The sequence below is a fragment of the Nocardia sp. SSK8 genome, assembly GCF_037034205.1.
Classification (GTDB): Bacteria; Actinomycetota; Actinomycetes; order Mycobacteriales; family Mycobacteriaceae; genus Nocardia.
The window spans coordinates 126,238-144,937 of the sequence record NZ_JBAGKD010000010.1; the positions used below are offsets into that span (position 1 = coordinate 126,238).

The 18,700-nt window shown below is 70.7% G+C and carries 18 protein-coding genes; 14 read left to right on the top strand and 4 right to left on the bottom strand.

Annotated features, from left to right (window positions below; translation table 11 throughout):
* Positions 1-3: 3 nt before the first annotated feature.
* The 12 genes from WA675_RS19375 to WA675_RS19430 all read left to right on the top strand — a co-directional run bounded on the left by WA675_RS19375 (position 4) and on the right by WA675_RS19430 (position 12,181).
* Positions 4-1,011: a peptidase MA family metallohydrolase gene (locus tag WA675_RS19375; RefSeq protein WP_336086043.1), complete on the top strand. Its 1,008-nt coding sequence runs from the start codon at positions 4-6 to the stop codon at positions 1,009-1,011.
* A gap of 48 nt (positions 1,012-1,059) precedes the next feature.
* Complete coding sequence (locus WA675_RS19380; protein WP_336086044.1) at positions 1,060-2,187, top strand: glycosyltransferase family 4 protein; 1,128 nt, start codon at positions 1,060-1,062, stop codon at positions 2,185-2,187.
* Positions 2,188-2,230: 43 nt separating this feature from the next.
* Positions 2,231-2,620: a polyketide cyclase / dehydrase and lipid transport gene (locus WA675_RS19385; RefSeq protein ID WP_336086045.1), complete on the top strand. Its 390-nt coding sequence runs from the start codon at positions 2,231-2,233 to the stop codon at positions 2,618-2,620.
* 36 nt (positions 2,621-2,656) lie between these two features.
* Positions 2,657-3,094 (top strand): SRPBCC family protein, encoded by a 438-nt coding sequence (locus WA675_RS19390; protein ID WP_336086046.1) that lies wholly within the window; start codon positions 2,657-2,659, stop codon positions 3,092-3,094.
* Between the two features lie 26 nt (positions 3,095-3,120).
* Positions 3,121-4,371, top strand: a complete 1,251-nt coding sequence (locus WA675_RS19395) for an ArsA family ATPase (RefSeq protein ID WP_336086157.1) — start codon at positions 3,121-3,123, stop codon at positions 4,369-4,371.
* Entirely contained in the window at positions 4,361-5,077 is a 717-nt protein-coding gene (locus tag WA675_RS19400) for a hypothetical protein (RefSeq protein ID WP_336086047.1), read from the top strand. Before WA675_RS19395 ends, WA675_RS19400 begins: the two co-directional genes overlap by 11 nt.
* Positions 5,074-6,069: an ROK family protein gene (locus tag WA675_RS19405; protein WP_336086048.1), complete on the top strand. Its 996-nt coding sequence runs from the start codon at positions 5,074-5,076 to the stop codon at positions 6,067-6,069. Before WA675_RS19400 ends, WA675_RS19405 begins: the two co-directional genes overlap by 4 nt.
* 119 nt (positions 6,070-6,188) lie before the next feature.
* Positions 6,189-6,917: a lysophospholipid acyltransferase family protein gene (locus WA675_RS19410; RefSeq protein ID WP_336086049.1), complete on the top strand. Its 729-nt coding sequence runs from the start codon at positions 6,189-6,191 to the stop codon at positions 6,915-6,917.
* A gap of 38 nt (positions 6,918-6,955) precedes the next feature.
* Positions 6,956-7,729, top strand: a complete 774-nt coding sequence (locus WA675_RS19415) for a sporulation protein (protein ID WP_336086050.1) — start codon at positions 6,956-6,958, stop codon at positions 7,727-7,729.
* A gap of 117 nt (positions 7,730-7,846) precedes the next feature.
* Complete coding sequence (locus WA675_RS19420; RefSeq protein ID WP_336086051.1) at positions 7,847-9,226, top strand: AarF/UbiB family protein; 1,380 nt, start codon at positions 7,847-7,849, stop codon at positions 9,224-9,226.
* A gap of 75 nt (positions 9,227-9,301) precedes the next feature.
* Positions 9,302-10,858, top strand: coding sequence for an alkaline phosphatase D family protein (locus WA675_RS19425; RefSeq protein ID WP_336086052.1), 1,557 nt, complete (start codon positions 9,302-9,304; stop codon positions 10,856-10,858).
* A gap of 51 nt (positions 10,859-10,909) precedes the next feature.
* Positions 10,910-12,181, top strand: a complete 1,272-nt coding sequence (locus WA675_RS19430) for an FAD-binding oxidoreductase (RefSeq protein WP_336086053.1) — start codon at positions 10,910-10,912, stop codon at positions 12,179-12,181.
* A gap of 57 nt (positions 12,182-12,238) precedes the next feature.
* On the opposite strand, the gene WA675_RS19435 is transcribed toward WA675_RS19430, so the two are convergent.
* Together WA675_RS19435 and ctaC are read right to left on the bottom strand one after the other, a co-directional pair.
* The gene (locus WA675_RS19435; RefSeq protein WP_336086054.1) at positions 12,239-12,655 is read right to left on the bottom strand and encodes a cytochrome c oxidase subunit 4; all 417 of its coding nucleotides are present in this window, start codon (positions 12,653-12,655) and stop codon (positions 12,239-12,241) included.
* A 10-nt stretch (positions 12,656-12,665) separates the two neighbouring features.
* Entirely contained in the window at positions 12,666-13,787 is a 1,122-nt protein-coding gene (ctaC, locus tag WA675_RS19440; RefSeq protein WP_442945674.1) for an aa3-type cytochrome oxidase subunit II, read from the bottom strand.
* Positions 13,788-14,139: 352 nt separating this feature from the next.
* Between ctaC and asnB the strand changes: the two genes are divergently transcribed.
* Positions 14,140-16,083, top strand: coding sequence for an asparagine synthase (glutamine-hydrolyzing) (asnB, locus tag WA675_RS19445; RefSeq protein ID WP_336086055.1), 1,944 nt, complete (start codon positions 14,140-14,142; stop codon positions 16,081-16,083).
* Positions 16,084-16,143: 60 nt separating this feature from the next.
* Here asnB and WA675_RS19450 read toward each other — a convergent pair whose 3' ends face one another.
* Complete coding sequence (locus tag WA675_RS19450; protein ID WP_442945681.1) at positions 16,144-17,070, bottom strand: carbohydrate kinase family protein; 927 nt, start codon at positions 17,068-17,070, stop codon at positions 16,144-16,146.
* 347 nt (positions 17,071-17,417) lie between these two features.
* On the bottom strand, positions 17,418-17,774 hold the full coding sequence (gene erpA / locus WA675_RS19455) for an iron-sulfur cluster insertion protein ErpA (protein WP_067496006.1): 357 nt from the start codon (positions 17,772-17,774) through the stop codon (positions 17,418-17,420).
* Between the two features lie 312 nt (positions 17,775-18,086).
* Here erpA and WA675_RS19460 point away from each other — a divergent pair, with 312 nt between their 5' ends.
* Complete coding sequence (locus tag WA675_RS19460; protein ID WP_336086159.1) at positions 18,087-18,689, top strand: DUF3043 domain-containing protein; 603 nt, start codon at positions 18,087-18,089, stop codon at positions 18,687-18,689.
* The last annotated feature ends 11 nt before the right edge of the window (positions 18,690-18,700 follow it).

The window sequence follows — 18,700 nt, forward strand, 5'->3', positions numbered from 1 at the left end:
CCGGTGACCACCTCGTCTCGCGCCGGGCTGCGCTCCTGGTTCGCGGCCAACGGCCGCCTCGAGTTCTGCCTGACCCTCGCCTCGATCACCCTGCTGACCGGCGCCTGCGTCGCCCTGGTGCTGGTGCCCCGGCACGTCGGCCCCTTGCAGCTGGCCACCGACGAGGCCGAGGTACTCGACACCACCGAGGGCCTCGACGATCCGCGCCTGACCCCGGTCCGCCAGGATCTGCAGCCCTTCGGCCCGATCCTGGTGCGCCGCGTCCCGGTCGCCGGTTCGCCCGACGCGCTGCTGGTCGCCCACGCCGGGCACCGCGCCGATCTGGCCACCCTCGAACACGACCTCGGACCCGCGATCGACGCGGTCAGCGACGTGTGGGGCACCGACTGGAACCGCGCCCCGGTGATCGTGGTGGCGGGCAGCCCCGCCGAGTTCACCGCGCTGACCAGGTCGGCGGGCACCCCCGCCGCGGCCGACGTGGCCGCGGTCTCGCTGACCGGTTCCTATCCCCCGGGCGCCCGCCCCACCGACCAGCGCATCGTGTTCAACCCCGACGCGCGCCGCCGCGTCGGCGACGAGGGCCTGGCCACCCTGCTGCGCCACGAACTCACCCATGTCGCCACCCGCGCGGTCACCGGGGACGGTGCCCCGCTGTGGCTGCTGGAGGGCTACGCCGAATACGTCGCCCAGCGCGACCAGGGCAACACCTTCTCCCAGATCGCGCCGACGCTGACCACCCGGCTGCGCGCGAACACCCTGCCCACCGAGCTGCTCGACGACACCGCCTTCACCGGTACCGACGCCGCCTACGCCTACGAGGCCGCCTGGAGCGCCTGCGCCTTCCTGGCCGATCGCTTCGGCACCGACCGCCTCACCACTCTGTACCAGCGCCTGGCCGGTGGCCCGCAATCCGCCGCCGCGCAGGACACCGCCTTCACCTCCGTGCTCGGGATCTCGCACGCCGAGCTGCTCGACGGGTGGCGCGCGTGGTTACGCGCCCGCGCCGTCTGACCCCCGCGCGAGTCACACCGTGACACTCACCCACTAGGTTGTGCACTTATGGCCCGAACTCTGCTGGTTACCAACGATTTCCCGCCTAGGCCGGGCGGAATCCAGTCGTATCTGCAGGCGCTGTCGCTGCAGCTCCCGCCCGAGGACCTGGTGGTCTACGCGCCGCGCTGGCGCGGGGACAGCCACGAGAAGTTCGACGCCGCCCAGAAGTTCCGGGTGGTGCGCCACCCCACGACGCTGATGCTGCCCACCCCGGCGGTGGTCCGGCGGGCCCGCGCGCTGCTGCGCGAACACGAGTGCGACACCGTGTGGTTCGGCGCCGCGGCTCCGCTGGCGGTGATGGCGCCCGCGCTGCGCCGCGCCGGGGCCGACCGCATCCTGGCCAGCACCCACGGCCACGAGGTCGGCTGGTCGATGCTGCCGGGCGCGCGCCAGGTGCTGCGCTCGATCGGCGAGCACACCGACGTGGTCACCTACGTCAGCAAGTACACCCGAGGCCGCTTCGCCTCGGCGTTCGGCCCGCGCGCCGCGCTCGAGCATCTGCCGCCCGGCGTCGACCCGGGCGAGTTCCGCCCCGACCCGGCGGCACGCGCCGAACTCCGCGCCCGCTACGGCCTGGGTGACCGGCCCACCGTGCTGTGCCTGTCGCGGCTGGTCCCGCGCAAGGGCCAGGACATGCTGATCGTGGCCATGACCGAGATCCGCGAGCGGGTCGACGGCGCGGTCCTGGTGATCGCGGGCGGCGGCCCCTACGAGGCACGCCTGCGCGCGCTGGCCGAGGCGCTCGGCGTCACCGACAGTGTCGTCTTCACCGGCCGGGTGCCCTCGGGCGAGCTGGCCGCCCACCACACCATCGCCGACGTGTTCGCCATGCCGTGCCGCACCCGCGGCGCCGGGCTGGACGTGGAGGGCCTTGGCATCGTCTTCCTGGAGGCCTCCGCGACCGGGGTGCCGGTGGTGGCGGGCGATTCCGGCGGCGCCCCGGAGACCGTGCGCGAGGGCGAGACCGGCACCGTCGTGCCGGGCCGCTCGGTGCAGGCGATCACCGAGGCGCTGGTCGAGCTGCTCACCGACCGCGACCGGGCCGCCGAGATGGGCGCCGCGGGCCGCGCGTGGGTGCGGCGGAACTGGCACTGGGACCGCCAGGGCGCCCGCCTGCGGGAGCTGCTGCGGTGACACCCCGGCCCGCACCGGTGTGGCGTCCACTACGCTCAGCGAGGTGAGCAGTATCCAGGTCGCAGATCAGACCTTCCTCGCCGCGCCGCCCGCCGACATCGCCGACGTGCTGGCCGCCGCGAACAACTGGCGCCGCTGGTGGCCCGACCTGCGCCTCGACGTGCGCGAGGACCGCGGCGACAAAGGCATCCGCTGGACCGTGGCCGGTCCGCTGACCGGCACCATGGAGGTGTGGCTGGAGGCCGTCCCCGAGGGCGCGATCCTGCACTACTTCCTGCACGCCGAGCCCGCGAAGCCGCTGCCGCCGCGCGCGCTGGCCGCCGCGAACCGGGCCCGCCGGGTGGCGGGCAAGGACATGTCGTTCGAACTCAAGGCCAGGCTCGAGGCCGGTCGTCCCGCGGGTGTCGCGCCCGCGCACGCCACGGCGTCCTGACCCGCACGACCCGCACGAAAGGAACTGCGTTCTGTCATGGCCGACCGGACCCAGCGATCGATCGTCGTCGAAGCACCGGCCCAGCAGGTGATGGCTGTCATCGCCGATCTGGAGTCCTACCCCGAGTGGGTGGCCGCCGCGCAGTCGGTGGAGGTACTCGACCGTGATCCCGACGGCCGGGCGGTGACCGCCCGGTTCGTCCTGGACGCGGGCGTGGTCAAGGACACCTACGTGCTCAGCTACACCTGGCGCCCGGACGGCCGCGCGGTGCGCTGGCGGCTGCTCGAGGGCGATCTGCAGAAGGCCCAGGACGGCAGCTACGAGCTGCGCGAACGCCCCGACGGCAGCACCGAGGTCGTCTACGAACTCACCGTCGATCTGAACATCCCGATGATCGGCATGTTCAAACGCAAAGCCGAGAAGGTCATCACCGACACGGCGCTGAAGGAACTGAAGAAGCGAGTCGAGGGCTGAGCGCCCCGGGCGGTACCCGCGTCGAGCTGTTCGTCGGCAAGGGCGGCGTCGGCAAGACGACCCTGGCCTGCGCGAGCGGGATGAGCTACGCGCGCGCCGGGCAGCGGGTGCTGATCGCCTCGCTGGACCAGGCCCATTCGCTCGGCGACGCGCTCGGCTTCCGGTTCCCGCACGATCCCGGCACGGTGGCGGGCGTGGCCCGGGTGCTGCCCGGGCTCGAGGTGATCGAGATCGATTCCCTGGCCCTGCTCGAGGACCGCTTCCGCGAGGTGGTGCGGATGCTGCGGCAGGGCGGGCAGCACGACCACGGCATCGACCTCACCGCGCTGGACCCGGCCGAGCTCACCGGCCTGCCCGGCGTGCAGGAACTGCTCATGCTGGTCGAGATCGCCCAGTTCACCGAGGAGGACGACTGGGACGTCATCGTGGTGGACTGCCCGCCCTCGGCCGACATGCTGCGCATCGTCACCGCGCCCGACACCCTGCTCAACTATCTGGAGCGGATCTGGCCCCGGCACGAGCGCACCATGAGCGCCATCGGCCCCGACCTGCGCAAGGCGGTGCTCGCGGCCACCGTGGAACGGATCGTCAAGGCGGTGACGCAGGTTCGCGATCTGCTCGCCGACCGCGCCCGCACCAGCGCCCGGCTGATCACCGGCCCCGAGCAGGTGGCCGTGGCCGAGTCGCGGCGGGTACATTCGGCGGCCGCGCTGTTGGGTCTGCGGCTGGACGCGGTGGTGGTCAACAAGGTGCTGCCCGCGGTGCCGCCGCCCGGCGAACACGCCCACCCGGCCGTGTACTGGTACCTCAATCGCCGCGCCGAACAGCTCGAGGTGGTGGCGCGGCTGCACGAGCAGCTCACCGACGTCCCGATCCTGCTCGCCCCGCACGCGGGCGCGGAACCCGTGGGCACGAACGCGCTCTCGGCGTTCTCCTACGGGGTCGACACGCTGCCCGGCCCGCACGCACGAAGCGCGGATTCGGGCGAACCGATGGTTCGATGGGAGTCGGGCTCCGGGGTCGACTCCGTGTACGCGATGCGGATGCGGCTGCCGGTGGTCGATCCCGGCACTTTGCGGCTGGGCCGAGTGGAGGACGATCTGATCGTGGGAGCCGACGGGGTGCGCACCCGGGTACGCCTGGCACCGGTGCTGCAGCGCTGCACGGTGGCCGCCGCCGCGCTCGAGGACGGTCAGCTGGTGGTCCGCTTCCGGCCCGATCCGCGGGTGTGGCCCGCCGATCCGAACTACACGAAGGCCACCGCAGATGACCAGTGACAGGCAATCCGATCGCCACGGCCAGCACCAGGACGGTTTCGCGGAGTTCACCGAGGAGCTGCGGCTGCTTGCCGAGGTTCTGCTGGCCCGGGTCGAACCCGTGCTGCGCCGCACCGCCGCCGACGGCCAGGCCGACCTGGGTGGCTGCGCCTGGTGCCCGGTCTGCGCGGCCGCGGCCCTGGTCCGCGGCGACCACCACGACGTCGTCGCCGCCCTCGCCGACCACGGCACCGCCATGGTGACGGTCCTGCGCGAGGCCCTGGCGGGCGTCCCCGTCGACCCGCTGCTCCCCCCGGAGTGGCTGGATCACGCGGCAGGCCACCCGAATCCGGGCCAGAGCGGTGCCGCCACCGACACGCAGGCAGCGCACGACACCCGGGCCAGCGGCGACCACGACCCGGGAAGCACTCCCCGCGCCGAACCGGCGGGCCGATCCCGCGTCCGCTGGGACGGCGCCCGCAAGGACGCCACCGCGACCCCGCGACCCCGCCGCGTCGACGAATTCCCCGCACCGCGCGGGCGGAACGCCACCCCGCGCACCCCCGGCGTTCCCCCGATCCCGCCCGAGAGCGGCCCGATCCCGACGACGGCCGCGCACACCGACGAGTCCGCGACCACCACCCCGCGCGGCACCGGCGAACGTCATAGGTCCGCCCGTACCCCCCGCGCGCCGTACGTCGACATCCCGGTGACGATCCGGGGATGACCGGGCGGATCGACCCCCAGCACCTGCTCACGGTCGGGATCGACGTGGGCGGCACCAATATCCGCGCCTCGGTGGTCGACGCCGAGGGCGAGGTGCTCGACACCGTGCAGGCACCCACCCCGCACGCGGCCCGCGCGCTCGAGGACGCCATCGACCGCGCGGTCCGCGATCTGGCCCGCAGGCACCCGATCGCCGCGGTCGGCCTTGCCGTGGCCGGGTTCATCTCCGAGGACCGCTCCACGGTCCGCTTCGCCCCGCACCTGCCGTGGCGCGACGCCCCCGTCGCCCAGCGGCTCACCGCCCGCCTCGGCCTGCCGGTGCTGCTCGAACACGACGCGAACGCCGCGGGCTGGGCCGAATACCGGTTCGGCGCCGCCGCGGGCGGGCACACCGTGGTGCTGATCGCCATCGGCACCGGCATCGGCGCGGCCCTGCTCATCGACGGACAGCTCTACCGCGGCAGCCACGGCGTCGCCCCCGAACTGGGCCACCTGCAGGTGGTGCCCGCGGGCCGGGCCTGCCCGTGCGGCAAACGCGGCTGCTGGGAGCGCTACTGCAGCGGCACCGCCCTGGCCGACACCGCGATCGAACTGCTGGCCACCGACCCCGTGCGCTCGGTGCTGGCCCAGGACGTCCTGCGCGACCCCGGCTCGCTCACCGGCCGCCGGGTGGCAGGCGCCGCCCACGACGGCGACCCCCTCGCGGTGCGGGTGATGGCCGATTTCGCCCGCTGGCTGGGTCTGGGCCTGGCCTTCGTCAGCGATATCTTCGACCCCGATCTCGTCGTGATCGCCGGGGGCGTGAGCAGCTCGGCACCGCTGTTCCTCGACGAGGCCCGCGAGCACTACGCGAGCGCGGTCACCGGCGCCGGGCACCGGCCGCTGGCCCGGCTGCGCACCACCCAGCTCGGCGAGGCCGCGGGCATGATCGGCGCGGCCGAACTGGCCAGGGCGGCGATCGGCGCGCCGGTCGCGGGAACCAGCGGGAGATGAGCGTCACAACCATGCGCGGCGGCTACCGTCCTGGGTTGGTTGTGACCTTCGACCAGCGGTAAAGTCGATTCCCGACGGCGCTGCACCCCCCCATATCCGGTCCCCGAGGAAAGGACGCCATGTTCTACTGGCTGCTCAAGTTCATCTTCCCGGGACCGTTCATGCACCTGTACAACCGGCCCGTGGTGGAGGGCGTCGAGAACATCCCGGCCGACGGACCGGCCATCATGGCGGGCAACCACCTGTCCTTCTCCGACTGGCTGTTCGCGCCGCTGCTGAGCCCGCGCCGGATCAACTACCTGGCCAAGGCGGAGTACTTCAACACCCCCGGCGTGAAGGGCCGCCTGCAGAAGTTCTTCTTCAGCGGCACCGGCCAGTTCCCGATCGACCGCAGCGGCGCCTCGGCCGCCGAGGACGCGCTCAACGCCGCCCGCAAGCTGCTCGACGAGGGCCGCCTGGTCGGCCTGTACCCGGAGGGCACCCGCTCCCCCGACGGCCGCCTCTACAAGGGCAAGACCGGCATGGCCCGGCTCGCCCTGGAGACCGGCGTGCCGGTCATCCCGGTGGCCGTCATCGGCACCGACAAGGTGAGCCCGCCCGGACCGTTCACGTGGCGCCGTCAGCGCGTCACCCTCAAGTTCGGTGCCCCGCTGGACTTCTCGCGCTACGAGGGCATGAGCGGCAACCGCTTCGTCGAGCGCGCCGTCACCGACGAGGTGATGTACGAGCTGATGCGCCTGACCGGCCAGGAATACGTCGACGTGTACGCGCACAGCCTCAAGAAGGGCGTCAAGCCCAGCGACCGTCAGCTCGACGCCACCCGCATCCCCGACACCGCCGCGGGCTGACAAGCGAACCTTAAGCGGCATCGGTCAGACTGCTCGGCATGTTCAAGCAATTACTGGCCGCGGCCGGCGTCGGTGGTGCCGAGGTCGATACCGAATTGTGCACGCCCGGTGTACAACCCGGGGGACGCGTCGAGGGTGTGATCCGGCTGCGCGGCGGCCGGGCCGACCAGGCGATCGAGCGGGTATCGGTCGAGTTCAGCACCCGGGTGGAACGCGAATACGGCGACGGTGAGGAACACATCACCGAGCACGGCTTCGGCCGCACCCCGGTCGCGGGCGCGTTCACCCTGGGCGCGGGCCAGGTGACCGAATTCCGGTTCGCCGCACCGGTTCCGCTGGAAACCCCGATCACCTTCTTCGACGGCAGGCACCTGCCCGGCGCCGCGGTGGCCGTGCGCACCGCGGTCGACATCCACGGCGCCGTCGACCGCAGCGACACCGACCCGATCGGCATCGGTGCCCTGCCCGCCCAGCACGTCGTCCTCGATGCCGTGCGGCGCATGGGTTTTCCGCTGCTGCGCACCGATGTCGAGGCAGGCGGCATCCGCGGCCTGCCGCAGCGGCTGCCGTTCTACCAGGAGATCGAGTTCGGCCGCTCCCCGCACTTCCCCCGGGTGAACCAGCTCGAGGTCACCTTCGTGGCCGCCGAACACGGTGTGCACGTGGTGCTGGAGGCCGATATCGAGGGCGGCTGGTTCCGCGAGGACCGCGACGGCATCGGCATGTTCCTGGTCGAGCACGCGCGCGCGGGCAGCCAGGACTGGACCGCCGAGATCCACCGCACCCTGCACGGAATCGGCGCCCTGGGCTGAGTTCGGGCCGCTGACCCACGACAGGCCGCCCACCCGATTGGTAGCCTGCACAGGGCACGACGCCGACGGGCGGGCAGCCACACAGGTGGCTGGCGTCGGCGCGAGGGTGAGGTGGACATGGTCGGTCGCGATCCCGAGGGCCGGGTGATGCCGTTCACCCGGTCGGCGCCGCCACGGCGCATCGGTCATCCGCCCACCGGCCAGGTCGCGCGCAGTGCCCGGCTGGCCGCGGTCCCGGTCGCCTACGCGGGCCGCCGGATCGCCGGTTTCGGCAAGAAGGTGGCGGGCCGCGCGCCCGACGAGGTCGACCGCGATATCCGCGCCCGCACCGCCGAACACCTGTTCCAGGTCCTGGGCGAACTCAAGGGTTGTGTGGCCAAACTCGGCCAGCTGCTCGGCCTGCTCGAACTCGGGCTCGGCCCCGACCTGGCCGAACCGTACCGGCTGGCGCTTGCCCGCCTGCACGATTCGGCCCCGGCCATGCTGCCCGGCGCGGTACACACCGAGCTGGCCACCCACCTCGGTCCCGACTGGCGTTCGCTGTTCCTGGATTTCGAAGACCGCGCCTCCGCGGCGGCCTCGGTGGGCCAGGTGCACCGGGCCCGCTGGCACGACGGCACCCCCGTCGCGGTGAAGGTGATGTACCCCGGCGCCCGGCGCGCGGTGCTCGCCGACCTGCAGGCCCTGCGCCGGGCCACCCCGCTGTTCGCCGCGCTGCTGCCCGGCGCCGACACCCGCCCGGTGATCGAGGCGCTGTGCGAGGAGATCCACGCCGAACTCGACTACGCCCGCGAGGCCGCCAACCAGCGCGCCTTCGCTGCCGCTTTCGCCGACGACCCCGATGTGGTGCTGAGCCGGGTGATCGCCCAGCGCGGGGACGTGCTGGTCACCGAATGGCTCGACGGAGTCCCGCTGTCGAAGCTGATCCTGCGCGGCGAGGCCGCCGAACTCGACCGGCTCGGCGTGCTCATCCTGCGCTTCCTGTTCTCCGCCCCCGCCCGCGCGGCCCACCTCTACGGCGACCCGCACCCCGGCAACTTCCTGCGCATGCCCGACGGCAGGCTCGGCGTGGTCGATTTCGGCGCCTGCATGCCGTGGCCCACCGCCTTCCTCGACGTCGCCGGTGACGTGGGCGCCGCCGTGATCGCCGACTCCCCCGCCGATCTCGAGGCCGCCATGCGCCGCCACGGTTTCGTCGCCCCCGGCCGCGAACTCGACATCGCCACCGTGGCCGCCCGCCTGCAACCGGTCCGCGAGGCCCTCCTCGCCCCCACCTATCCGCTCTCCGGCGACTGGCTGCGCAAACAGGTCCGCCTGGCCACCGATCTGCGGCTGTCGAATGTGTTGCGCCAGCTCACCATGCCGCCGGACCACACGCCCATCCTGCGCTCGTTCCTCGGCGGGATCGCGGTGCTGTGCCAGCTGCAGACCGCGGTGCCGCTGCGCGCCGAGTGCACCCGCTGGTATCCGGAAACCGCGGCCGCCGCGGGACTCTGAGCTGTCGGACAGCGTTCACCCGCTGTTGCCGCCGCGACGGCCGCGCGTTGACTCCCGCGCTGCACGGTGGCGGGTATGGCAGGTTCGGCTTTCCCCGTGTCCCGGCGCACCGTGCTGCGCGCCGCCGCCCTCGGTCTGGTGACCGCGCCCGCGCTCGTGGCCTGCGGTCGCGGCGACGGCCCCGCGCTGGTCCGCGACCGGCCCACCCTCACCCACGGCATCGCCACCGGCGATCCGCGCGGCGACGGTGCCCTGATCTGGGCCCGCGCCGACCGCCCCGCCACCATGATCGTGGAGACCTCGGCCACCGAATCCTTCGCCGAAGTACGCCGTTTCACCGGCCCGCTGCTCACCCCCGCCGCCGACGGCACCGGGCGGCTGCGCGTCGACGGCCTGCCCGCCGGGCAACTCGTGCACTACCGCGTCCATCTGGAGGGCGAGAACGGCGTCACCTCCGAGCCGCTGTCCGGTGTCTTCCGCACCGCGCCCACCGCGCCCGCCGACATCCGCCTGCACTGGTCCGGGGACGTGGCGGGCCAGGGCTTCGGCATCAACCCTGATCTCGGCGGCATGACCGTGTTCACCACCATGGCCGAGCGCGACCCGCACCTGTTCCTGCACTCCGGCGACTGCGTCTACGCCGACAACGCGCTGGCCGAGTCGGTGACGCTGCCCGACGGCCGGATCTGGCGCAATCGCACCGCCGAGGCCAAGAACGCCCCTGCCGAGACCCTCGACCAGTTCCGCGGCAACTACGCCTACAACCTCACCGATGACAACTACCGCCGCTTCAACGCCGCGGTCGCCCAGGTGGTCCAGTGGGACGACCACGAGACCACCAACAACTGGTCACCGGGCGGCACCGTCGCCGCGAGCAAGAACTACACCGAACGCGATATGGACATCCTGGCCACCCGCTCGTGGCAGGCGTTCCACGAATGGATGCCGCTGGCCCCGGCCGAGGCCGTCGACGGCCGCCTCTACCGCAAGATCTCCTACGGCCCGCTGCTGGACGTGTTCGTCCTGGACATGCGCGCCTACAAGGACGTCAACGGGCCCAACACCGGCCCCGGCGGGCAGATCTTCGGCCCCGCCCAGACCCGCTGGCTCATCGAGGGCCTGCGGGATTCGCGGGCCACCTGGAAGATCGTCGCCGCCGATCTGCCGCTGGGCCTGATCGTCCCCGACGGCGACACCGCCTTCGAGGGCCCGGCCAATGCCGCCCCCGGCGCGCCATCGGGCCGGGAAACCGAAGTGGCCCAGGTGCTCTCCGCGATCAAGGCGAACAAGGTCCGCGATGTCGTCTGGCTCACCGCCGACGTGCACTACACCGCCGCGCACCACTACTCCCCGGCCCGGGCGGCCTTCACCGATTTCGACGAGTTCTGGGAGTTCGTCTCCGGCCCGCTCAACGCGGGCGCCTTCGGCCCCAACGACCTCGACCCCACCTTCGGGCCCGAGGCGGTGTTCGTGCACGCGCCGCCGGAACCCAACACCTCCCCGCTCGATCCGGACTACCAGCATTTCGGCGAGGTCCGCATCGACGGGGCCTCCGCCGTGCTGACCGTGGATCTGTGCGACGCGACCGGAAAAGTCCTGTTCAGCAAGCAACTCGCGCCCGCGGGGAAATAGGTGCGAAGTACCCTGCGCAAGAATGGCCCGGCTGTGGTTAGCTATGCGGTCATGGGCACGCCGCACACCGTCATCTCCGAAGAATATCTCCCCACCGACACCGCGGATGTCGTTCGCACTGTACGCGATTCGCGTGATCGTTCGGAACGGTTGACGGTGCGTGGCGGCGAACAAACCGACGAGTCCTTCGGATTGGCCGATCAGCGCGGGGTGCTGTCGCTGCGCAAGATGAACTCGGTGCTCGACATCAACCTGGGCAGGCGCACCGTGCGGGTGCAGGCGGGGGCCAAGCTGTCCGAGATCGACCGCAGGCTCGCCGCGCACGGTCTCGGCCTGCCCGTGGTGGGCGATCACCGCGACATCACCGCGGGCGGGTTCGCCTCGGTCGGCGGCGTGAGCACCGCCTCGCACCGCTACGGCATGTTCATCGACCAGATCGTGGATCTGGAGTACGTCGACCCCGACGGCCGGATCGGCACCTGCGGGCGCGGCCATCACACCGAGCGTTTCCAGCGCATCCTGGGTGCGGGCGGGCGCGCGGGCATCATCACCGCCCTGACCCTGGACGTGGTCGAGGTCGACAAGGACCACACCTGGCTGACCACCGACGCCGACCGCTTCCTGGACTTCGACTCGTTCGTCGAGCACGCCACCACCGAGATCACCAATCCCGGCAGCGCGGCCCTGCAGGTCGGGCGCTGGGTCGACACCGCGGCGATCAAGGTGGCCCGCCCGGTCGGCGCGGGTCAGGTGAATCTCGGCGCGGTCCGTTTCGGCCAGTGGTCGAGCCTGTACCCCACCGCCCCCACCCGCGGCCTGCGCGCCCGGCGCGAGGTCGGTACCCGCACCCGCAAGTCGCTGGGCGCCATCGCCTCGGCGGCCGGTGGCCGCGCGGGAATGCCGGTGCGCAACGCCGCCGCGGGCGCGCTGATGTTCGCACCCAAGGTGCTCACTATCCGCGACGCCGAATACCTCGCCGACACCGTCATCAACTCCTCCGAACGCGGCCCCGCCTACCGCGTCGGCGTGTTCGCCCCCCTGGCCAACTACGGCTCGGTCTTCTACGGCCTGCACGACCTGTTCGCGGGCCACCGCGAGCGCACCGGCTGCTTCACCGTCATCTCCGCCATGACCTACGGCGTCCGCTCCCCCTACCTGCGCGCCGAAGCCGCCGCCCGCGGCCTCACCCCCGCCGACTACGGCCTGATCACCTTCACCTGCCGCCTGCGCCCTTCGGCCCTCCCCTCGGAACAACTCCGCGAGATCGTCGCCCGCATCGACGACATCTGCCGCTCCGAACAGGCCCTCCGCTACAGCGTGTAGGCCACACGACGAGAAGGGCCCCACCGGATATCCGGTGGGGCCCTTCTCGTTGGTGGATCAGTGCTTTTCGGCGCCCAAGTAGTACTCGAAGACCAGTCCGGCCGAGGCGGCGAGAACCAGGGCCACGCCGAGGCCGATCAGCCAGAACTGGAAGAACGCCAGACCCAGCGCGGTCACCGAACCGGCGGCGGCCAGCAGGATGGGCCAGAAGCTACCGGGCGAGAAGAAGCCCAGGTCACCGGCGCCGTCGACGATCTCGGCCTCCTCGTAGTCCTCGGGCCGCAGGTCGATGCGGCGCGCGACGAACCGGAAGTAGGTGCCGATGATCAGCGACAGACCGGCGGTCAGCACGATCGCGGTGGTACCGGCCCACTCGATGCCGGTGCGCGACTGCGCGGTGAAGAAGCCGTAGACGATGCCCACCAGGATGAAGAACGCTGTGAGCAGTTCGAAGATCCGCGCTTCGATCCTCATATCAGAATCCTCACTTGCTCTCGTTCACCGAAGCGCTCTTGACATCACGCTTGGTGTTGAAGGGGTAGGTGGAGGTGGCCACCGGCGACTCGCCGATCGACTCGAGCGCCTCACCGTTGGTCTTGCCGTCCTGGCGCGCCTTCAGGTACTGCGCGAACTTCTCCGGCGAGACCGCCCGGACCTCGAAGTTCATCATCGAGTGGTAGGTACCGCACATCTCGGCGCAGCGGCCGACGAAGGCACCTTCCTTCTCGATCTCCGAGATCTGGAAGACGTTGTCGGAGTGGTTCTCCTTCGGGTTCGGCATCACGTCGCGCTTGAACATGAACTCCGGCACCCAGAAGGCGTGGATCACGTCGGCGGCGGCGAGCTGGAACTCGATGCGCTTACCGGTCGGCAGCACCAGGACCGGGATCTCGGTGCTGGAACCGTAGGTCTCGACCTTGTCGTAGTGCAGGTACGAGAGGATGTCGTTCTCCGGCTTGCCGTGCACCGGGCCCGGCTGCGGGTGACCCTCGTCGTTCTTGCGCTCCATGTACTCCCGGAGCTGCTCCTCGTTGAGGAGCTCGCGCTCGGTGTCGATGCCGTTCCAGGTCATCCCGCCGACGTTGTTCACGTTGCGGTAGCCGAACTTCCAGTTCCACTGGAACGCGGTGACGTCGACGGTCACATCGGGGTTGTCCGTCTTCTCGTGCACGTAGTTCTGCACGACGACGGTGAAGTAGAACAGCACCGCGATGATCACGAACGGGATCGCCGTGTAGGTCAGCTCCAGCGACACGTTGTACCCGGTCTGGCGCGGGAACTCCGGGGAGTCCCTGCGCTTGCGGTGCATGATGATGGTCCAGAAGGTCAGACCCCAGACCAGCACGCCCATGGCGAGCGCGGCCAGGACCGACCAGGTCCACAGCTCTCGCATCCGGGTGGCCTGCGGCGTGATGCCCGAGGGCCAGCCGAACCGCAGCCATACATTGTCGATCGAGCAGCCCGAGACGAGGACGGCGGTGATCCCCAAGGACACCGCCAGCCCGGCCCGCCGAAGGAGACGGCCCTGCCGACCCCGAACGGGTCGAGCCCCGATCTCTTCGCTCGCCTTGTGCGCCACGCTCACGCCTTCCTGGTCGCCACACATTCCGACACATCGCGTCGTCGCAGGCCGCGATTCGCCCGCGCCGACGCGTATTCAAAGCAGTTTCAGGCCGCCCTCGAGTATTGCCGCTGTGATGCCTGCACACCTGAGAAGGACCTGAGTACTACGCAGCGTAGACCAAAGCGGGCACTGTCTTGCCGCGGGGTCGCTTTCGACACTCCGCCGTGACCGCACCGATCACCCCGACCTGCGGTTTGACCGCCGTCACCGTCCCGCCGGGTCCCGGCGACCGGGTGAGCGCGGCGTGTCGGCGCCGGGTGCGGCATACTCGGACACAGCGTTTCGGCCCGATCGCGGCCACCCCATCATCGAACGAGAGAAGGTTGCCGACACCGTGTGCGGACTGCTCGGATTCCTGACAGCTGAGACGGCGACGACCGAGGTGGTCGATCAGGTGTACGACGCGCTGCACTGCCAGCGGCACCGCGGTCCCGACGAGAAGGGCACCTGGCACGACGAGCACATGATCTTCGGCTTCAACCGCCTGTCGATCATCGATATCGAGCACTCGCACCAGCCGCTGCGCTGGGGCCCCGCGGACAACCCGCAGCGCTACGCCATGACCTTCAACGGCGAGATCTACAACTACCTGGAACTGCGCGAGCAGCTGGCCGCCGAGCACGGCGCCGAGTTCCCCGAGGGCAAGATCTTCGCCACCGACGGCGATGGCGAGTCCATCGTGGCCGCCTTCCACTTCTGGGGCCCCGAGGCCGTGCGCAAGCTGCGCGGCATGTTCGCCTTCGCGATCTGGGACACCGAGAAGCAGGAACTGTTCCTGGCCCGCGACCCGTTCGGCATCAAACCGCTGTTCTACGCGACCGGCCCCGGCGGCACCGCCTTCGCCAGCGAGAAGAAGAGCGTCCTGGAACTGCTGAATCCGCTCGGCGTCTCCGACGACCTGGACCCGCGCGCCCTCGAGCACTACACGGTGCTGCAGTACGTGCCCGAGCCCGAGTCGCTGCACAAGAACATCCGCCGCCTCGAATCCGGCACCTACGCCACGGTGCGGGTGGGCCAGGCCCCCCAGGCCACCCGCTACTTCCGCCCCGATTTCCGGGTGCGCCCGTTCGCGGAGGGCGCCGCGCAGGGCCGCTACGCCGAGATCGCCGCCGCGCTCGAGGACTCCGTCGCCAAGCACATGCGCGCCGATGTCACCGTCGGCTCGTTCCTGTCCGGCGGCATCGACTCCACCGCCATCGCGGCGCTGGCCATGCGGCACAACCCGAAGCTGATCACCTTCACCACCGGGTTCGAGCGCGAGGGCTACTCCGAGGTCGACGTGGCCGCCGAGTCCGCCGAGCTGATCGGCGCGCGCCACATCGTCAAGGTGGTCTCGCCCGCCGAGTTCGCCGCCGCCATCCCCGAGATCGTCTGGTACCTCGACGACCCGGTGGCCGACCCGGCGCTGGTGCCGCTGTACTTCGTGGCCAAGGAGGCCCGTAAGCACGTCAAGGTGGTGCTCTCCGGCGAGGGCGCCGACGAGCTGTTCGGCGGCTACACCATCTACCGGGAGCCGTTGTCGCTCGAGCCCTTCGAGTACCTGCCCGCCGGGCTGCGCAAGCTCGTCGGCAAGCTCGGTGACCGCATTCCCGACGGCAAGCGCGGCAAGTCCCTGCTGCAGCGCGGCTCGCTCACCCTCGAGGACCGCTACTACGGCAACGCCCGCAGCTTCAACGACGCCCAGCTGCGTGCGGTGCTGCGCGAGTTCCGCCCCGAGTGGACCCACCAGGACGTCACCGCCCCGATCTACGCCCAGTCCGCGGGCTGGGACCCGGTCGCGCGGATGCAGCACCTGGACCTGTTCACCTGGCTGCGCGGCGACATCCTGGTCAAGGCCGACAAGATGACCATGGCCAACTCCCTGGAACTGCGCGTGCCGTTCCTGGACAACGAGGTCATGCGGGTCGCTCAGGGCCTGCCCTACGACCAGAAGATCACCAAGGAGACCTCCAAGTACGCGCTGCGCCAGGCCCTGGACGGGATCGTCCCCGATCACGTCCTCAATCGCGCCAAGCTCGGCTTCCCGGTCCCGCTGCGCCACTGGCTGCGCGGCACCGAACTCTACGACTGGGCCGAGTCCCAGATCGCCGAGTCCCAGACCGACCACCTCATCGACAAGGCCGCCGTCCTGCGGATGCTGCGCGACCACAAGGCGGGCCTGTCCGACCACAGCCGCCGCCTGTGGACCCTGCTCGTCTTCATGGTCTGGCACGGCATCTTCGTCGAAGACCGCATCAAGCCCGAGATCCAGGAACCCACCTACCCGGTCTCCCTGTAGGCCCCCACACGACGAACGCCCCCTCGATCGAAAGATCCAGGGGCGTTCGCTTTCCCGCCGCTAGAGCAGGACGGAGAGTTCGTCGGCGGCGTCGGCGCCGTAGGCCTTGGTGAGGCGTTCGACGGCCTCGTCCTTGTTCAGGGTCCACTCCTGGGTGCCGGTGGTCTCCAGGACCAGCACGGCGATCAGCGAGCCGAGCTGGGCGGCGCGTTCCAGGCTCAGGCCCGCGCGGTGGGCGGTGAGGAATCCGGCGCGGAAGCCGTCACCGACACCGGTCGGGTCGACCTTGGCCACCTCGGGCACCACGCCGACGCGCACCTCGGTGCCGTCGGCGTCGACCACCAGCACGCCCTCGGCGCCCAGCGTGGTCACCCGGATGCCGACCTTGGCGGCGATCTCGGCCTCGCTCAGGCCGGTCTTCTGCAGCAGCAGGCCCCACTCGTACTTGTTGGTGAACAGGTAGGCCGCGCCGTCGACCAGCTCGGCGGCCTGCTCGCCGTCCAGGCGGGCCAGCTGCTGGGAGGGATCGGCCGCGTAGGCGATGCCCTGCGCCTTGGCCTGGCGGGTGTGCGCCACCATCGCCTCGGGATCGTTGGCGCCGACCAGCACCAGATCCACCGCGTGCGCGGCGGCGATCGCGGCGACGTCGATATCGCGCGCCTCGCTCATCGCGCCCGGGTAGAACGACGCGATCTGCGCCATCGCCTCGTCGGTGGTGCAGACGAACCGCGCGGTGTGCGCCGTGGCCGACACGTGCACCGCCGAGCAGTCGACGCCGCTGTCCTCCAACCACTTCCGGTATTCGGCGAAGTCGGCCCCGACCGCGCCGACGAGCAGCGGCCGCTGCCCCAGCAGGCCCATCGCGTAGGCGATATTGCCCGCCACCCCGCCGCGACGGATCTGCAGATCGTCGACGAGGAAGCTCAGGGACACATGATCGAGCTGATCGGCAAGCAGCACATCGGCGAACTTGCCGGGGAATCGCATGAGGTGGTCGGTGGCGATGGACGCGGACACAGCAACAGACACGAGGCAGGGCCCCTTCGACGCTAGACGGAAAAACAGAAAAAGCCCGGGATCACCCGATCCCGGACTTCAACGGTAGCAAGCGCCACACCCCCCGCGGTTCACCTCCGCGCAACCACAACCAACCCACCCTCACGAGTGGACCACCCGCACCGCACGCCCCCACCTACGGACTCCCAAACCGACCACCACGTTTTCGGCCGCCCCGCAACCGAGGGGCGATACGTCACGGCGAAGCCGGAGTATCGCCCCTCGGTTGTGGGGTTACGAGGCCGAAAACCCGCGGCGCCAGCCGCCGATCAACACTGCTAATTAAAGCTATCGCCGCAGGCGCAGGAACCCGTGGCGTTGGGGTTGTCGATGGTGAAGCCCTGCTTTTCGATGGTGTCGACGAAGTCGATCGAGGCGCCCTGGATGTAGGGGGCGCTCATGCGGTCGACCGCGAGCTTCACACCGGAGAACTCGACGACGATGTCCCCGTCGAGGACGCGGTCGTCGAAGAAGAGCTGGTAGCGCAGGCCGGCACAGCCACCCGGCTGGACGGCGATGCGCAGGGCGAGGTCGTCGCGACCTTCCTGGTCGAGCAGCGCCTTCGCCTTGGCGGCGGCAGCGTCGGTCAGCGTCGCACCGTGGGTCTCGGTGGCGGTCTCGTTCTGCACAGTCATGGACACTCCTAGTTCGACTCAGCCCTCACGGACCTCAGGTGCACAGCGCACGACACGCATCAACGTCGCAGCGCCCGCTGTTATTCCTATTTTGCCACCCGCACGTCGACCGGTGGACACGCCCTGGGTGCTTCGCCCCACACTACGCCTGCGCGCGGCGTGATCCAGGTCGCAGTGCGGTGCCGATGAGACCGGGCACACCGCGGATCGGACCGCATTACCCGCCCGCGGGCCGCATCGAATAGCCTGGTGAACGTGAAATTGTTCCGTCGTGACGAGTCCAGCACCATCGACGAGTCCGTCGACCCCTCGGTGCCGGACGCAGATCAGTCCGCCGCCGCTTCCTCGTCGACCACTCCCGGTAAGGGCCGTCCGACGCCGAAACGGCGTGACGCGGAGGGCAAACGGCGTGGTCCGGTGGCGCCCGCCCCGATGACCGCCAAGGAGGCCCGCGCCCGCCGCAAGGCCGCCAAGGGCAACAAGGAAGACCGCAAGGCCGCCGCCGCGGATCGCCGCGCCGCCGTGCAGGAGCGCCGGGCGCGCATGCTGGCCGGTGAGGACAAGTACCTGCTGCCGCGCGATCAGGGTCCGGTGCGCGCGTATGTGCGCAATATCGTCGATGCCCGGCGCAACCTGGTCGGCCTGTTCATGCCGATGGCGCTGGTGCTGATCATGTCGATGTTCGTGGCCCCCGGCCTGCAGACCATCGTCACCCTGGCGATGCTGGTGATGATGGTGTTCATGATCATCGAGGGTTTCGTGCTCGGCAAGATCGTGAACAACCGGGTGATCGAGCGGTTCCCGGACACCACCGACACCGGTTTCAAGCTGGGCTGGTACGCCTTCGTGCGCGCCTCGCAGATCCGCAAGATGCGCGCCCCCAAGCCGCAGGTGGGTCCCGGCGACGCCGTCTGACCCCACCCGAG

Bases quoted from the DNA above. Each gene is read 5' to 3' on its own strand.
- WA675_RS19430 (WP_336086053.1), top strand. From the start codon at position 10,910: ATGGGCACGCCGCACACCGTCATCTCCGAAGAATATCTCCCCACCGAC.
- WA675_RS19415 (WP_336086050.1), top strand. From the start codon at position 6,956: ATGTTCAAGCAATTACTGGCCGCGGCCGGCGTCGGTGGTGCCGAGGTC.
- ctaC (WP_442945674.1), bottom strand. From the start codon at position 13,787: ATGTGTGGCGACCAGGAAGGCGTGAGCGTGGCGCACAAGGCGAGCGAA.
- WA675_RS19435 (WP_336086054.1), bottom strand. From the start codon at position 12,655: ATGAGGATCGAAGCGCGGATCTTCGAACTGCTCACAGCGTTCTTCATC.
- WA675_RS19425 (WP_336086052.1), top strand. From the start codon at position 9,302: ATGGCAGGTTCGGCTTTCCCCGTGTCCCGGCGCACCGTGCTGCGCGCC.
- WA675_RS19400 (WP_336086047.1), top strand. From the start codon at position 4,361: ATGACCAGTGACAGGCAATCCGATCGCCACGGCCAGCACCAGGACGGT.
- WA675_RS19420 (WP_336086051.1), top strand. From the start codon at position 7,847: ATGGTCGGTCGCGATCCCGAGGGCCGGGTGATGCCGTTCACCCGGTCG.
- WA675_RS19390 (WP_336086046.1), top strand. From the start codon at position 2,657: ATGGCCGACCGGACCCAGCGATCGATCGTCGTCGAAGCACCGGCCCAG.
- WA675_RS19380 (WP_336086044.1), top strand. From the start codon at position 1,060: ATGGCCCGAACTCTGCTGGTTACCAACGATTTCCCGCCTAGGCCGGGC.
- erpA (WP_067496006.1), bottom strand. From the start codon at position 17,774: ATGACTGTGCAGAACGAGACCGCCACCGAGACCCACGGTGCGACGCTG.
- WA675_RS19410 (WP_336086049.1), top strand. From the start codon at position 6,189: ATGTTCTACTGGCTGCTCAAGTTCATCTTCCCGGGACCGTTCATGCAC.
- WA675_RS19450 (WP_442945681.1), bottom strand. From the start codon at position 17,070: ATGCGATTCCCCGGCAAGTTCGCCGATGTGCTGCTTGCCGATCAGCTC.
- WA675_RS19405 (WP_336086048.1), top strand. From the start codon at position 5,074: ATGACCGGGCGGATCGACCCCCAGCACCTGCTCACGGTCGGGATCGAC.